The sequence below is a fragment of the Streptomyces sp. NPDC059201 genome, from assembly GCF_042754585.1.
GTDB lineage: Bacteria > Actinomycetota > Actinomycetes > Streptomycetales > Streptomycetaceae > Streptomyces.
The window spans coordinates 208,250-222,364 of sequence record NZ_JBHZBB010000002.1; the positions used below are offsets into that span (position 1 = coordinate 208,250).

The 14,115-nt window shown below is 71.7% G+C and carries 13 protein-coding genes and 3 tRNA genes; 14 read left to right on the forward strand and 2 right to left on the reverse strand.

All coding sequences use genetic code 11. From position 1 onward, the window contains the following. The first annotated feature begins 70 nt into the window (after positions 1–70). The 3 genes from ACFXMG_RS06740 to ACFXMG_RS06750 all read left to right on the forward strand — a co-directional run bounded on the left by ACFXMG_RS06740 (position 71) and on the right by ACFXMG_RS06750 (position 3,287). The gene (locus ACFXMG_RS06740; protein WP_383821715.1) at positions 71–1,354 is read left to right on the forward strand and encodes a glutamate-5-semialdehyde dehydrogenase; all 1,284 of its coding nucleotides are present in this window, start codon (positions 71–73) and stop codon (positions 1,352–1,354) included. An 88-nt stretch (positions 1,355–1,442) separates the two neighbouring features. Further along, positions 1,443–2,087, forward strand: a complete 645-nt coding sequence (locus tag ACFXMG_RS06745) for a hypothetical protein (protein ID WP_383821717.1) — start codon at positions 1,443–1,445, stop codon at positions 2,085–2,087. 117 nt (positions 2,088–2,204) lie between these two features. Further along, on the forward strand, positions 2,205–3,287 hold the full coding sequence (locus ACFXMG_RS06750; RefSeq protein ID WP_383821720.1) for a hypothetical protein: 1,083 nt from the start codon (positions 2,205–2,207) through the stop codon (positions 3,285–3,287). Between the two features lie 27 nt (positions 3,288–3,314). Here ACFXMG_RS06750 and ACFXMG_RS06755 read toward each other — a convergent pair whose 3' ends face one another. Then, complete coding sequence (locus ACFXMG_RS06755; RefSeq protein ID WP_383821722.1) at positions 3,315–4,454, reverse strand: M48 family metallopeptidase; 1,140 nt, start codon at positions 4,452–4,454, stop codon at positions 3,315–3,317. A gap of 143 nt (positions 4,455–4,597) precedes the next feature. On the opposite strand from ACFXMG_RS06755, the gene ACFXMG_RS06760 reads away from it, so the two are divergent. The 8 genes from ACFXMG_RS06760 to ACFXMG_RS06795 all read left to right on the forward strand — a co-directional run bounded on the left by ACFXMG_RS06760 (position 4,598) and on the right by ACFXMG_RS06795 (position 9,192). Then, positions 4,598–4,819, forward strand: coding sequence for a hypothetical protein (locus tag ACFXMG_RS06760; RefSeq protein WP_383821855.1), 222 nt, complete (start codon positions 4,598–4,600; stop codon positions 4,817–4,819). An 84-nt stretch (positions 4,820–4,903) separates the two neighbouring features. Beyond that, positions 4,904–5,068, forward strand: coding sequence for a hypothetical protein (locus ACFXMG_RS06765; RefSeq protein ID WP_030494103.1), 165 nt, complete (start codon positions 4,904–4,906; stop codon positions 5,066–5,068). Positions 5,069–5,132: 64 nt separating this feature from the next. After that, complete coding sequence (gene nadD, locus ACFXMG_RS06770) at positions 5,133–5,753, forward strand: nicotinate-nucleotide adenylyltransferase (protein WP_383821727.1); 621 nt, start codon at positions 5,133–5,135, stop codon at positions 5,751–5,753. Between the two features lie 19 nt (positions 5,754–5,772). After that, on the forward strand, positions 5,773–7,506 hold the full coding sequence (locus tag ACFXMG_RS06775; protein WP_383821730.1) for an LCP family protein: 1,734 nt from the start codon (positions 5,773–5,775) through the stop codon (positions 7,504–7,506). Positions 7,507–7,575: 69 nt separating this feature from the next. Beyond that, positions 7,576–8,013, forward strand: coding sequence for a ribosome silencing factor (gene rsfS, locus ACFXMG_RS06780; protein WP_383821732.1), 438 nt, complete (start codon positions 7,576–7,578; stop codon positions 8,011–8,013). After that, positions 8,010–8,663 carry a histidine phosphatase family protein gene (locus tag ACFXMG_RS06785; RefSeq protein WP_383821844.1) on the forward strand — a complete coding sequence of 218 codons (654 nt, stop codon included), beginning with the start codon at positions 8,010–8,012 and terminating at the stop codon, positions 8,661–8,663. Before rsfS ends, ACFXMG_RS06785 begins: the two co-directional genes overlap by 4 nt. 94 nt (positions 8,664–8,757) lie before the next feature. Further along, positions 8,758–8,830: transfer RNA gene (locus tag ACFXMG_RS06790), tRNA-Ala, on the forward strand. A 188-nt stretch (positions 8,831–9,018) separates the two neighbouring features. Next, on the forward strand, positions 9,019–9,192 hold the full coding sequence (locus ACFXMG_RS06795; RefSeq protein WP_158718759.1) for a hypothetical protein: 174 nt from the start codon (positions 9,019–9,021) through the stop codon (positions 9,190–9,192). On the opposite strand, the gene ACFXMG_RS06800 is transcribed toward ACFXMG_RS06795, so the two are convergent. Continuing rightward, positions 9,171–10,475, reverse strand: a complete 1,305-nt coding sequence (locus ACFXMG_RS06800) for a glycosyltransferase 87 family protein (RefSeq protein WP_383821735.1) — start codon at positions 10,473–10,475, stop codon at positions 9,171–9,173. The genes ACFXMG_RS06795 and ACFXMG_RS06800 overlap by 22 nt on opposite strands. A gap of 131 nt (positions 10,476–10,606) precedes the next feature. On the opposite strand from ACFXMG_RS06800, the gene ACFXMG_RS06805 reads away from it, so the two are divergent. The 3 genes from ACFXMG_RS06805 to leuS all read left to right on the forward strand — a co-directional run bounded on the left by ACFXMG_RS06805 (position 10,607) and on the right by leuS (position 14,019). Beyond that, a tRNA-Ala gene (locus tag ACFXMG_RS06805) sits at positions 10,607–10,679 on the forward strand. 70 nt (positions 10,680–10,749) lie between these two features. After that, a tRNA-Ala gene (locus ACFXMG_RS06810) sits at positions 10,750–10,822 on the forward strand. A gap of 329 nt (positions 10,823–11,151) precedes the next feature. Next, positions 11,152–14,019 (forward strand): leucine--tRNA ligase, encoded by a 2,868-nt coding sequence (leuS, locus tag ACFXMG_RS06815; protein WP_383821738.1) that lies wholly within the window; start codon positions 11,152–11,154, stop codon positions 14,017–14,019. Positions 14,020–14,115: the final 96 nt, after the last annotated feature.

Genomic DNA, 14,115 nt, shown 5'->3' on the forward strand with positions numbered 1-14,115 from the left:
GCGTCTCGCACTGCGGGATGCGCCCGTCGTACGTGCCTGACGGACCCGCCCGTGCCAGTACCCTGCGGGCATGACCTCGCTCACGCCCCTCGACAACCTGACCCCGGTCACCCGGGCCGCCTACCAGGCCCGTGGCGCCGCCGCACAGATCGCGCCACTGCCGCGCTCGGTCAAGGACGAAGCCCTCCTCGCCATCGCGGACGCCCTGGAGGTCCGCACCGCGGAGATCGTCGAGGCCAACGCCGAGGACATCGCCAAGGCCCGGGAGGCCGGCACCAGCGAGTCGATCATCGACCGGCTCACCCTCACCCCCGAGCGGGTCCGCGCCATCGCCGCCGACGTCCGCCACGTCGCCGCCCTGCCCGACCCGGTCGGCGAGGTCGTCCGCGGCTCCACCCTCCCCAACGGCCTCGACCTCCGCCAGGTCCGCGTCCCCCTCGGCGTCGTCGGCATCATCTACGAGGCCCGCCCCAACGTCACCGTCGACGCCGCCGCCCTCTGCCTCAAGGCCGGCAACGCCGTCCTCCTCCGCGGCTCCTCCTCTGCCTACGCCTCCAACACCGCCCTCGTCACGGTCCTCCGCGACGCCATCGGCGGCGCCGGGCTGCCCGCCGACGCGATCCAGCTCGTCCCCGGCGAGTCCCGCGACTCCGTCCGCGAGCTGATGCGCGCCCGCGGCCTCGTCGACGTCCTCATCCCGCGCGGCGGCGCCTCCCTCATCCGCACCGTCGTCGAGGAGTCCATCGTCCCGGTCATCGAGACCGGCACCGGCAACTGCCACGTCTACGTCGACGCCGACGCCGACCTCGACATGGCCGTCGCCATCCTGATCAACTCCAAGGCCCAGCGGGTCAGCGTCTGCAACTCCGCCGAGACCCTCCTGGTCCACCGGTCGATCGCCGACGCCTTCCTGCCCCGCGCGCTCGACGCGCTGGCCGAGGCCGGCGTCACCGTCCACGCCGACGAGCGGGTCCTCGCCCACGCCGAGGGCACCAAGGCCACCGTCGTCCCGGCCACCGCCGAGGACTGGGAGACCGAGTACCTCTCCCACGACATCGCCGCCGCCGTGGTCGACTCCCTCGACAAGGCCGTCGAACACATCCGCATGTGGACCTCCGGCCACACCGAGGCCATCGTCACCACCTCGCAGGCCGCCGCCCGCCGCTTCACCCAGCTGGTCGACTCCACCACGGTGGCCGTGAACGCCTCCACCCGCTTCACGGACGGCGGACAGTTCGGCTTCGGCGCGGAGATCGGCATCTCCACCCAGAAGCTCCACGCCCGCGGCCCCATGGGCCTTCCGGAGCTCACCTCCACCAAGTACATCGTCACGGGCGACGGTCACATCCGGTAACACCATCCCGCACACCTCCTTTCGGTACGGGCGGGGAGAGTTCGCACTCTCCCTGCCCAAAAGCACTTCCCCGGTCTACTCTGAATCCGTGCCGGACGACGTGGGGGGCAGGCCGTCCCCGAACGGCTGGGAGCCCGACGACGAGCGCGGAGGCGCCGACGAGGGCCGCTGGGACGTGGTCCTGGACGAGGAGTTCGTCCGGGCCGCCGCCATCCACGAGCCGACGGCCGTCGAGCGACTCCTCGCCTCCGCCCAGGCCCGCGCCGAAGCCGAATCCGCCCGCGCCCGCGCCCTGAGGGGCGCCGGGGACGAGGACCTCTACGACGACGGCCGTGACCCCGTCGGCCTCACCTACGAGCCCGACGACATCGGCGACGACGCCAGCCCCTACGGCCGCCACGGCGGCGCCCTGCGCCCCTACAAGGGCAGCGCCCGCTGGCACCGGCCCATCGCCTGGCTCCTCGCCCTCCTCATGGGCATCGGCATGGTGGCCCTCGCCTTCACCGCCGTCTACCGCGGCGCCGCCGCCAACCGCCAGGACCAGGTCCCGCCGGCCTCCACCGGCGTCGACCAGCCCAACCCGGCCCCGCCCGCCGCCTCACCGGCCGCCGCGCCCCCGGTCCCGGTCCTCACCGGCACCCCGGCCACCGCCGCCGCCCCACGGGCCACCGCCCGCCCCGCGACCGCCGACCGGACATCCCCGCCGGCCTCCGTCGCGCCCCGCACACCCTGACACCACCCGGACGGCCGCCCCGGCCCCGCCCGGAGCGTCACCCCGACGGCGGAAAACTTCCGAACTTGTCGTGTACCTGGGCGTTTACCGAGGCCGCCGCCGACCTACCCTGAAGGTATGGCAGGGCGTGGCGACCCGCCTGAGGGGACTCCCGAGGGACTCCCCGGCGGTGAGGACGAGTACCGAGCCGTCGTCTTCGACGAGGCGTTCGTCCGCGCTGCCCACCTCCAGGAGTTCTCTGCCAACGAACGGATGGGTGAGCACGCGCTCGCCGTCCGCAGCCGCCCCGGCACCGGCCGCCGCCGCGCAGGCTCCGGCCAGGCCCTCCTCCTGGTCCTGCTGATCCTCCTCGCCTTCGGCACGGCCGTCTATCTCGGCCTGCGCAACCCCTACCAGCCCCCGGTCGACCAGCGCGCCGAGCCGCTGCGTACCACCGTCGTCCCGCTCGCCCCGCAGGGCCCCGTCCCCGGCGGCGACCCCGCCCGGCTCCTCGCCCGCAGCCCCGCCGCCGAGCACGGCACCGCCGCCGCCGGCATCGACCTCCCGGTCGCCGCCCGCACCACCCACTTCTCCGAGGGCCAGGTCGTCACCGCCCTCAGCATCGCCAAGGACTACCTCGTCGCCTCCTCCCTGGAACCCGACGTCCTCGCGAGCCAGACCGTCCGGCCCGCCCGCCTGCTGATCGACCCCGATCAGCTCGCCCAGTTCGACCGCAGCGTCGAGTCACCCGCCGACGACGGCCGGCACGCCCTCGCCGCCTGGGTCGTCCGCTTCGACCCGCGCCAGGTCGCCGTCGCCGAGCCCGCGCCCCGCGTCCAGGGCACGCTCCGCTTCGCCGAGGTCACCCCCGACACGCTGGACGTCACCACCGACCACACCTTCACCTACGCGCTGCGCCCCGCCGCCCAGGTCCCGGGCGCCCCCGCCGCGGCCTCCCTCTTCACGGTCCACCGCACCCTGCACCTCCGCTTCGACCGCGAGGACCTGCGCATGCACCGGGCCGAGCTGCTGACCAGTACCGTCGAGGCAGGACCGCAGGCGTGCGGCGCGGACACCGGCGGCGGGCTCAGGCCGCTGCTGGCCGGTGCCGAGGTCCCGGCGAAGGCCGGACCGGCCCTCACCGACCCCTACGCCACCGGCCGCCCCGGCGCCCCCGCCCTCTGCGGAGCCCTCGCCCCGGCCGCCCAGCCCAAGCCCTGACGAGCCCCGGATACGCGCGGGCCCCGGCTACTCGCCGGACCCCTTGCCCGAGCCCTCGCCCGTGTCCTTGTCCGCGTCCCCGCCGGCGTCCTTGCCCGTGTCCTTGCCGGGCTCCTTCGGGGCGCCGCCGCCGAACACCGTCCGGAGGCGTCCGCCCAGGTCGCCCGCGAGGTCACCGGCGCCGCCGGCTATGTCACCGACCAGCTTGAACAGGGGATCCTTGCTCTCCTTCACCGTCTGCGCGTAGTGCCCGGCCGACTCCCGGAAGGAGTCCGTGACCGAGGCGTCCTTGTCCTCAGACCGCTTCGGGTAGTGGCCGTCCAGCAGCCGCTGGTAGTCGCGGCTCTCCGACCACTTCTTCAGCTCCGCCGCCCGCACGGTGGTGAAGGGGTGCGAACGCGGCAGCACGTTGAGGATCTTCAGGACGGAGTCCCGCAGGTCACCGGCCTTCTCGTACTCGTCCGCCTGGGCGAGGAACGCGTCCACGTTCATCTCGTGCAGATGGTTGCCGCCGGCGAGCTTCATCAGACCCCGCATCGACGCCTGGAGGTCCTGCCCCACCAGCAGCCCAGCCCGGTCGGCCGAGAGCTCCGACTTGCGGAACCACTCGCGCAGCGCGGTCACGATCGCCATCACCGCCACGTTCCCCAGCGGGATCCAGGCCACCTTCAGCGCCACGTTCGTCAGGAACAGCAGCACCGTCCGGTAGACCGCGTGGCCGGAGAGGGCATGACCGACCTCGTGGCCGATCACCGCCCGCATCTCCTCCTCGTCGAGCAGCTCGACGAGCCCCGTCGTCAGCACGATCACCGGCTCGTCCAGGCCCACGCACATCGCGTTCGGCACCGGGTTCTGCGTCACGTACATCGCCGGGACCTTGTCCAGGTCCAGGACGTAACAGGCGTCCCGCAGCATGTCGTTGAGGTGGGAGAACTGCGCGTCGCTCACCCGGACGGAGTCGGAGAGGTAGAGCAGTCTGAGGCTGCGCTCGGGCAGTAGCCCGCTCAGCGCCTTGAACACCGTGTCGAAACCGCTCAGCTTCCTCAGCGCCACCAGCGCCGAACGGTCCGCCGGGTGCTCGTAGGCCCGCGAGGAGATGTCGGGGAACCGCTTGCGCTGCCTGCTCGGCACGCTCCCCTGCTTGTTCCCGTCATGGTTCTCGGTCATGAACGCCCCCTGCCCATCCGTACGAGTCGGTCCTCGTCCCCCTGACACGTCCCACCCTAGGCGAGGGCGCTACCGTGGGCGGAGGGCCTGTGGACAACTCGCGTCCCGCTCGGCCCTGTGGACAACGAGGGAGCACGACCCGCATGCCGGACACCGCCGCCACCGCAGCCCTCACCGGGATCGCCGCAGCAGCGCAGCAGGGCCCGGGTGACACGCTCCGTATCGTCCTGCTGATCTCCATGGTCGGCGGCGCCCTCCTCGCCTGGTTCCTGCTCCGCGGATACGGCGGCGCCGAGAGCGCCGACCAGCCCGCCGACACCCCCGCCCGTGGAGAGTCCGGGGACGCCGAGGACGCCAACGCCTGAGTCGGCGTGAGCCGGGCGGGACGGCCCGCATACGATGTGCGCGAAGTCTCCGCTCCCACCCCCGATCGGATAGGTCTGCCGAAGATGAGCCTCCACAGCACCGCCGCCAACCTCGTCACGCTTGCCTCCGAGGGCGCCGAGCACGGTGGCAACCACGACAGCCTCAACCCGTACGTCACGGGCGGTGGCGCCTTCCTCGCGCTGATGCTGCTGCTCTGGATCACCACCCGCTTCAACCGCGACCGCTGAGCCGGACGTACACCGGGAGGCCGCTGAGCCGGCGTCCGCCGCCGTGCCAGTAGGCTCTGCACGCATGGGAGAGCAGGAAGTGCCTACTGGCGGCAGCGGCAAGCGCCGCCTCGGCGTGATGGGCGGGACGTTCGACCCGATCCACCACGGACACCTGGTGGCGGCCAGCGAGGTCGCCGCCCTGTTCCACCTGGACGAGGTGGTGTTCGTACCGACCGGTCAACCGTGGCAGAAGAGCCACAAGGCCGTGTCCCCCGCCGAGGACCGCTATCTGATGACGGTCATCGCCACGGCCTCCAACCCGCAGTTCTCGGTCAGCCGCATCGACATCGACCGCGGCGGCGCGACGTACACCATCGACACCCTGCGCGAACTGCACTCCCTCAACAGCGACGCCGACCTCTTCTTCATCACCGGGGCCGACGCGCTCTCGCAGATCCTCACCTGGCGGGACGCGGACGAGTTCTTCGCCCTCGCCCACTTCATCGGCGTCACCCGGCCGGGCCACGACCTCACCGACGACGGACTGCCCAAGGGCGGAGTCTCCCTCGTCGAGATCCCCGCCCTCGCCATCTCGTCCACCGACTGCCGCGCACGGGTCGCGAAGGGCGACCCCGTCTGGTACCTCGTCCCGGACGGCGTGGTCCGCTACATCGACAAGCGCCAGCTGTACCGCGGCGAGTGAGTCCCGGGGAGGGGCACCGGTGAACGACCAGCAGAACCCGTACGACCCGTACCAGCCGCAGCCGCAGATCATCGGCTACGACGCCTACGGGCAGCCCGTGTACCAGCAGCCGGCCCAGGCCCCTCAGCAGTCCGCGTACGACCCGTACGCCGGACAGCAGCAGACGTCGTACGGCTACGACCCCTACGCCCAGCCCCAGGCCCCGCAGCAGCCCCAGGCCCCCCAGCAGCCCTCGTACGACACGTACGACGGCCGGCAGGGCCACGCGCAGGCCCAGGGACAGGGACAGGCGCAGGGCTACGTCCAGCAGCCCGCCTACGACCCGTACGAGACCTACGGCGGCGGACAGCAGTGGCAGACCGCCGAGCCCGCCGCGCCCGTCGCCGCCCCGCCCGCCGGAGTCCCCGGCCAGCGGCCCGCCCCCGAGCCGCCCGCCGCCGCGCCCGCCCCGCCGGCGCCCCGCCGGCCCGCGGCCGACGAGGACCGGGAGTACCGCACCGAGCAGTTCTCCTTCATCGAGGAGCCCGACGAGGACTCCGAGGACGTCATCGACTGGCTCAAGTTCACCGAGAGCCGCTCGGAGCGCCGCGAGGAGGCCCGCCGCCGAGGCCGCAACCGGGTGATCGCCCTCGTCGTCGTCCTGGTCCTCGCCGTCGTCGGCGGCGTCGGCTACCTCTGGTCCGCCGGACTCCTCCCCGGCACCGGCGACCCCGAGCAGAAGGACCAGGCCGCCACCGGCCCGCAGCAGCGCGACACGATCATCCTCCACCTCCACGACCTCCGGAGCGGAAGCACCTCCACCGCCCTCCTCGTGGACAACACCACCACCAAGCAGGGCACCACCGTGCTCCTGCCCAACTCCCTCGCCGTCGCCGACGCCGAGGGCTCCGCCACCACCCTCGGCAAGTCCGTCGAGGAGGACGGCTCCAGCGGCACCCGCGAAGCCCTCGACACCCTCCTCGGCGCCAAGATCGCCGGAACCTGGCGCCTGGACACCCCGTACCTCGAGAACCTCGTCGAGTACCTCGGCGGCATCGAGGTCGACACCGACGCCACCGTCCCGGACCCCAAGGGCAAGAAGGGCGCCGAACCGCTCGTCACCAAGGGCGAGGGGCAGACCCTCAACGGCCGCGCCGCCGTCGCCTACGCCAGCTTCCGCGCCTCCGGCGAGGCCGAGGCCAAGCAGCTCCAGCGCTTCGGCCAGGTCGTCAACGGCATGCTGCGCAAGATGCCCAGCGACGCGGGGAACGCCATGGCCGTCATCGAGTACCTCCAGCAGATCGCCGACCCGTCGCTCCCCGAGAAGGACCTCGCCGCCTCCCTCGCCCAGCTCGCCGACCACGCCAAGACCGGCGCGTACAAGACGGCGCTGCTCCCCGTCGGCCAGGACGGGGCGCTCGCCGAGGGCGGCGGCGACAGCGTGGTCAAGGACATCCTCGGCGGCAAGGTCACCGCCGTCGACGCCGGCGGGGTGCCGCGGGTCTCGATCAAGGACGGAACCGGCGAGGACGCCGTCGAGGCGGCCAAGATCGTCCTGATCAACGGCGGCTACGCCTTCGTCGGCGGCACCAAGACCGAGAGTCGGGCGAAGTCCGAGGTCGTCTACGCCGATGACGCCCAGAAGGCGACGGCCGTCGAGGTCGCCGAGACCCTCGGTCTGCCGGCCGGATCGGTCACCAAGGGCAAGCCCGCGGGCACCGCCGCCGTCACCGTCGTCCTCGGCCGGGACTACGAGATTCCGGGCGCCTCGTAAACGTTGACGGGGTCGTCGGCGGTCCGTGAGACCCTGGAGGGGTACTGGACCGCCGACGAAAGCCTGCTTGTGACCGCCACGGATCGCTCCATCGAGCTCGTCAACGCCGCCGCCCAGGCGGCGGCCGACCGGCTCGCTCACGACATCATCGCGTACGACGTCAGCGACGTGCTGTCGATCACCGACGCCTTCCTGCTCGCCTCCGCGCCCAACGACCGCCAGGTCAAGTCGATCGTCGACGAGATCGAGGAGCGGCTCCAGAAGGAGCTCGGCGCCAAGCCGGTGCGCCGCGAGGGCGACCGGGACGCCCGCTGGATCCTCCTCGACTACGTCGACATCGTCGTCCACGTGCAGCACAGCGAGGAGCGCGTCTTCTACGCCCTCGAGCGGCTGTGGAAGGACTGCCCCGAGCTGCCCCTCCCGGAGGACGCCCTCAAGACCCGCGGCAAGGCGGCCGAGCACGCCTCCCTGACCGGCGCCGACAGGGCGGACGGTGAGCTGAGCTGAGCGCCCCCAAGGGCGGCAGCGGCCGCCGTATCGTCCTGTGGCGCCACGGCCAGACGGCCTGGAACCTGGAGCGCCGCTTCCAGGGCTCGACCGACATCGAGCTCACGGAGGCCGGCGTCCACCAGGCCCGCCGGGCCGCCCGGCTCCTCGCCGCCCTCGCCCCCGACGCGATCGTCGCCTCCGACCTGAAGCGGACGGCGGCCACCGCCGCCGAGCTGGCCGGTCTCACCGGTCTCACCGTCGCCCACGACGCCGCGCTGCGCGAGACGTACGCGGGGGAGTGGCAGGGGCTCACGCACGACGAGATCGTCGCGCGGTTCGGCGAGCAGTACGCCGCGTGGAAGCGCGGCGAGCCGGTGCGTCGGGGCGGCGGCGAGCTGGAGACCGAGGTGGCCGACCGGGCCGCCCCGGTGATCCTGGAGCACGCCGACAAGCTCCCGCAGGACGGCACCCTGGTCGTGGTCAGCCACGGCGGCACCATCCGGACCGCCATCGGCCGGCTCCTCGGTCTGGAGCCGCACCACTGGGAGGGCCTGGGCGGCCTCTCGAACTGCTCCTGGTCCGTCCTCGGCCAGGGCGCGCGCGGCTGGCGCCTCCTGGAGCACAACGCCGGCTCGCTGCCCGAGCCGGTCCTCGGCGACGACACCTGAACCCGGGCCGGGCCCCAGCGGCCCGGATTTCACTTTCCGGCAGGTCACCGGCTAAAGTTCATCTTGTTCGCAGCGCCGAGCGCGAAGAACACGAGGGGCTATAGCTCAGTTGGTAGAGCGCCTGCATGGCATGCAGGAGGTCAGGAGTTCAATTCTCCTTAGCTCCACAGTCACCGGATCCCGCTCCCCGCAAAGGGGGGCGGGATCCGTCGTTTTGTCACTTCTGGGCGGCCGCCCCGCCATGGCAGAATCGGACGGCCGGAGGGGGAACCAGGTCCGGACGGGAGGGTGGCCTTTGGGTGCGCACAGGCGGAAGTGCGACTGGTGCGGCAGCGGCACGCCCATCGTGCGGGACATGGACCCCGTCAATCCCGACTACCAGTACTGGTGCGAGGAGTGCGCGCGGGCGCTGATCATAAAGGGCGACCCGATCGAGACCTACCGCGAACTCGAGGGGGAGCCGATCTACGGCCGGCTCCTCGACGAGCACTGCACCCTCAAGCGGTTCTACTCCTTCGCCACGGCCTGAGGCTCCCGGACCACGACGGCCTCCGGGGAGGACGCCGGGGCCGCCGGACGGCGCGTCCGCCACACCACGAGCGCGTACCCGGCGAAGAGGGCCGTCGCCGTGAGCGGATAGACCGCCGACAGCAGCATCTGACCCGCGTTCTGGTCGAGTTCGGGACGCCCCGGGTCGTGCGGCACCCACCACAGCGCGAACGACGCGAAGGCCAGGCCGACCGCGCCCGTCACCGCCCACGCGCGCGTGGCGCGGTCGTACAGCAGGATCAGCAGCGGCACGCACCAGACCCAGTGGTGGGACCAGGAGATCGGCGAGACCATCAGCGCCGTGAACGCGGTGACGACCACGGCCACCGCCTTGTCGCCGCGCACCGCCGCCCGTACCGCGAGCGCCATCGCCGCGCCGCCCAGCAGGATCGCGGCCGCCAGCCACCACAGGCCGGGCGAGTCCGTGTGCATCAGCCGGGCGAGGACGCCGCTGAGGGACTGGTTGGCGGTCTCCTCCGCGTGCCCGACCCGGCCCGTCTCGAACAGCGTCCGCGTCCAGAAGGTCTTGGAGTCCGCGGGCAGCGCCACCACCATGGCCAGGGTCGTCACCAGGAAGACCCCGGTCGCCGTCAGCGCGGTGCGCAGCCACTGGTTCATCGCGCGGTCGCGCCGCCACAGCAGCAGGCCCGCGGCGAGGAGCAGCACGACGAAGAGCCCCGGTGTGAGTTTCACCGCGGTCGCCAGGCCGATGCCGAGGCCGGCCCAGCGGCTTCCCTCACGGCGGGTGAAGTCCCACAGCACGACCACCGCGACCAGTAGGTTGATCTGCCCGTACCGCAGCGTCGTCCACACCGGCTCGCACCAGACCACGACCGCCGCGACCCACAGTGTCGTACGCCACAGGTCGGCGCGCCGCGCGGGCGAGGCGAGCACGGGGCGGACCAGCTGGAGCGAGAGCCGCACCAGGGCCACCACCAGCAGCAGGTTCCCCGCCGTGGAGAGCGTCCGCATCAGAGGGACGTCCACCAGGGTCAGCGGCAGGAACAGCACGGCGGCGAACGGCGGATAGGTCATCGCCAGGTTCGCCGAGGTGGCGCGCATCGCGTACAGGTCGCCGCCGGCCCGCAGGGTCTCGGCCTCGGCCCGGTAGACCATCACGTCGAGCATGTTCACGTGGGCGACGCGCTGCGCCACCCAGAAGGCCGCGAACGAGATCAGACAGACCGCCGCGGCGGCGACCAGGGGCCACGGCCGGGCGCGGGACGGGGAGGACGGAGAGGGGGAAGACGCGGAGGGGGACACAGGGGGCGACCCTACCCGGAGCCTCCGGCAACGCCGGAGAAACGGATTTGGAGATCTGCCCGGCGGACGGTTACTGTTCTGTCCGTCGCCGCGAGGAAGACCCGAGAGGGCCCGGGCGGAGACGATCTCGAGGGGCTATAGCTCAGTTGGTAGAGCGCCTGCATGGCATGCAGGAGGTCAGGAGTTCAATTCTCCTTAGCTCCACAGAAGGGCAGACGGGCCATCCGTATCGGATGGCTCTCCGCGCTTCTGCGGTAAGCTGAACGCCGCACGAGGGGCTATAGCTCAGTTGGTAGAGCGCCTGCATGGCATGCAGGAGGTCAGGAGTTCAATTCTCCTTAGCTCCACAGATCAGAGAAGCGGGTCATCCGGATCGGATGGCCCGCTTCTTCGTGTCCCAGACAGAGTCGCTGCGAGAGCCGCCGAGAGAGCCGCAGGCAGAGCCGCCGCGAGAGCCGCCGCCCCCTGGACATCGATGCGGCCCGTGTGAGCGCTGCGGTACCCTGGCGCCATGCGTGCCGTACGCCTCCTGCTTATCGAGCCGCGCTGACCAGTCCCGACGGGCGGAAGAAACCCCGTCGGAGTCGGCGCGGCGTCCCCTCCTGTGCGAGGGGATTTTTCATTTCGTGGCAGTTCGTGGCAGTGGGCAGAGACGATCGATGGAGCTTCTAGGACCATGACCGAGATCAACACGGCCGCCGAGACGGCGGCCCCGCATCGCTACACGGCGGCCATGGCCGCCGACATCGAGGCACGCTGGCAGGACGTCTGGGACGCCGAGGGCACCTACGAGGCGCCGAACCCCTCCGGCGACCTGGCGGGCGACCCCGAGGTCGCCTCCCGGCCCAAGAAGTTCATCATGGACATGTTCCCGTACCCCTCCGGTGCGGGCCTCCACGTCGGCCACCCGCTCGGCTACATCGCCACGGACGTCTTCGCCCGCCACGCGCGCATGACCGGCCACAACGTGCTCCACACCCTCGGCTTCGACGCCTTCGGCCTGCCCGCCGAGCAGTACGCCGTGCAGACCGGCACGCACCCGCGCGTGTCCACCGAGGCCAACATGGAGAACATGAAGGTCCAGCTGCGCCGGCTGGGCCTGGGCCACGACAAGCGCCGGTCGTTCGCCACGATCGACCCGGACTACTACAAGTGGACCCAGTGGATCTTCCTCCAGATCTACAACTCCTGGTACGACGACGAGGCCGGCAAGGCCCGTCCGATCGCCGAGCTGATCGAGCGGTTCGAGAACGGCACGCGTGAGGTTCCCGGCACCACGCGCGCGTGGAGCGACCTGACCGCCGCCGAGCGCGCCGACGTCCTGGGCGAGTACCGCCTGGCGTACGCCTCCGAGGCGCCGGTCAACTGGTGTCCCGGCCTGGGCACCGTCCTCGCCAACGAGGAGGTCACCGCCGACGGCCGCTCCGAGCGCGGCAACTTCCCCGTCTTCAAGGCCAAGCTGCGCCAGTGGAACATGCGCATCACCGCCTACGCGGACCGCCTGCTGGACGACCTCGACGGCCTGGACTGGCCCGAGGCCATCAAGCTGCAACAGCGCAACTGGATCGGCCGCTCCGAGGGCGCCCGCGTCGACTTCCCGGTCGGCGACACCGGCGCCATCACCGTCTTCACCACCCGCCAGGACACCCTGTTCGGCGCCACCTACATGGTCCTGGCGCCCGAGCACGACCTGGTCGACAAGATCGTCCCGGCCGAGTGGCCCGAGGGCACCCACGCGGTGTGGACCGGCGGACACGCCACCCCCGGCGAGGCCGTCGACGCCTACCGCAAGCAGGCCGCCGCCAAGTCCGACGTCGAGCGGCAGGCCGACGCCAAGGAGAAGACCGGCGTCTTCACCGGCGCGTACGCGACCAACCCGGTCAGCGGCGAGCAGGTCCCCGTCTTCATCGCCGACTACGTCCTCGTGGGCTACGGCACCGGCGCCATCATGGCCGTCCCCGCCCACGACCCCCGCGACTTCGCCTTCGCGCGCGCCTTCGAGCTGCCGATGCGCTGCGTCGTCCAGCCGAGCGACGACCGCGGCACCGACCCGTCGACCTGGGACGACGCCTTCGGCTCGTACGAGGCGAAGCTGGTCGACTCCGCCAACGACGAGATCTCCCTGGACGGCCTGGGCGTCGTCGAGGCCAAGGCGAAGGTCACCGCCTGGCTGGCCGACCGCGGCATCGGCGAGAGCACCGTCAACTTCCGCCTCCGCGACTGGCTGTTCAGCCGCCAGCGGTACTGGGGCGAGCCCTTCCCGATCGTCTACGACGAGGACGGCGTCGCCCACGCCCTGCCCGAGTCGATGCTCCCGCTGGAGCTGCCCGAGGTCGAGGACTACTCGCCGCGGACCTTCGACCCGGAGGACGCCGACACCCAGCCCGAGACCCCTCTCTCCCGCAACGAGGAGTGGGTCAACGTCACCCTCGACCTGGGCGACGGGCCGAAGAAGTACCGCCGCGAGACCAACACCATGCCCAACTGGGCGGGTTCCTGCTGGTACGAGCTGCGCTACCTCGACCCGCACAACGCCGAGAAGCTGGTCGACCCGGCCATCGAGCAGTACTGGATGGGCCCGCGCGACGGCATGCCCACCGGCGGTGTCGACCTGTACGTCGGCGGCGCCGAGCACGCCGTGCTCCACCTGCTGTACGCCCGCTTCTGGTCCAAGATGCTCTTCGACCTGGGCCACATCTCCTCGGCCGAGCCGTTCCACAAGCTCTACAACCAGGGCATGATCCAGGCGTTCGTCTACCGCGACGCCCGTGGCATCGCGGTGCCGGCCGCCGAGGTCGAGGAGCGCGACGGCGCGTTCTGGTACGAGGGCGAGAAGGTCAGCCGCGTCCTCGGCAAGATGGGCAAGTCCCTGAAGAACGCCGTCACGCCCGACGAGATCTGCGTCGAGTACGGCGCCGACACCCTGCGCCTGTACGAGATGGCGATGGGCCCGCTGGACGTCTCCCGCCCCTGGGACACGCGCGCGGTGGTCGGCCAGTACCGGCTGCTCCAGCGGCTGTGGCGCAACATCGTCGACGAGGCGACCGGCGAGGTCACCGTCGTCGACGCCGCGCCCGACGAGGACACGCTGCGCGCCCTGCACAAGGCGATCGACGGCGTCTCCGGCGACATGGCCGGGATGCGCTTCAACACGGCCATCGCCAAGATCACCGAGCTGAACAACCACCTGACCAAGACCGGCGGCGCGCTCTCCCGCTCCGTCGCCGAGCAGCTGGTCCTGCTGGTCGCCCCGCTCGCCCCGCACATCGCGGAGGAGCTGTGGCGCCGCCTGGGCCACACCGACTCGGTCGTCCACCAGGACTTCCCGGTCGCTGACCCGGCGTACGTGGTCGACGAGACCGTGACCTGCGTCGTGCAGATCAAGGGCAAGGTCAAGGCCCGTCTGGAGGTCTCCCCGGCGATCTCCGACGCCGAGCTGGAGACGCTGGCCCTGGCCGACCCGCACGTCGTCAACGCCCTCGGCGGCGCCGAGATCCGCAAGGTGATCGTGCGCGCGCCGAAGCTGGTGAACATCGTGGCCTGAGTGCCTCGGCGGGCCTAGGGGTTTCCCCTACGGGCAGGTTGGGGGTTCCGATGGAACCTCCAGCCTGCCCGTTCCGTTTACCGTGGAAGGACCACA

Coding starts and splice junctions, on each gene's coding strand:
- ACFXMG_RS06765 (WP_030494103.1), top strand. CDS start 4,904: ATGAGCCTCCACAGCACCGCCGCCAACCTCGTCACGCTTGCCTCCGAG.
- ACFXMG_RS06795 (WP_158718759.1), top strand. CDS start 9,019: ATGGACCCCGTCAATCCCGACTACCAGTACTGGTGCGAGGAGTGCGCG.
- leuS (WP_383821738.1), top strand. CDS start 11,152: ATGACCGAGATCAACACGGCCGCCGAGACGGCGGCCCCGCATCGCTAC.
- ACFXMG_RS06760 (WP_383821855.1), top strand. CDS start 4,598: ATGCCGGACACCGCCGCCACCGCAGCCCTCACCGGGATCGCCGCAGCA.
- ACFXMG_RS06740 (WP_383821715.1), top strand. CDS start 71: ATGACCTCGCTCACGCCCCTCGACAACCTGACCCCGGTCACCCGGGCC.
- nadD (WP_383821727.1), top strand. CDS start 5,133: ATGGGAGAGCAGGAAGTGCCTACTGGCGGCAGCGGCAAGCGCCGCCTC.
- ACFXMG_RS06755 (WP_383821722.1), bottom strand. CDS start 4,454: ATGACCGAGAACCATGACGGGAACAAGCAGGGGAGCGTGCCGAGCAGG.
- ACFXMG_RS06750 (WP_383821720.1), top strand. CDS start 2,205: ATGGCAGGGCGTGGCGACCCGCCTGAGGGGACTCCCGAGGGACTCCCC.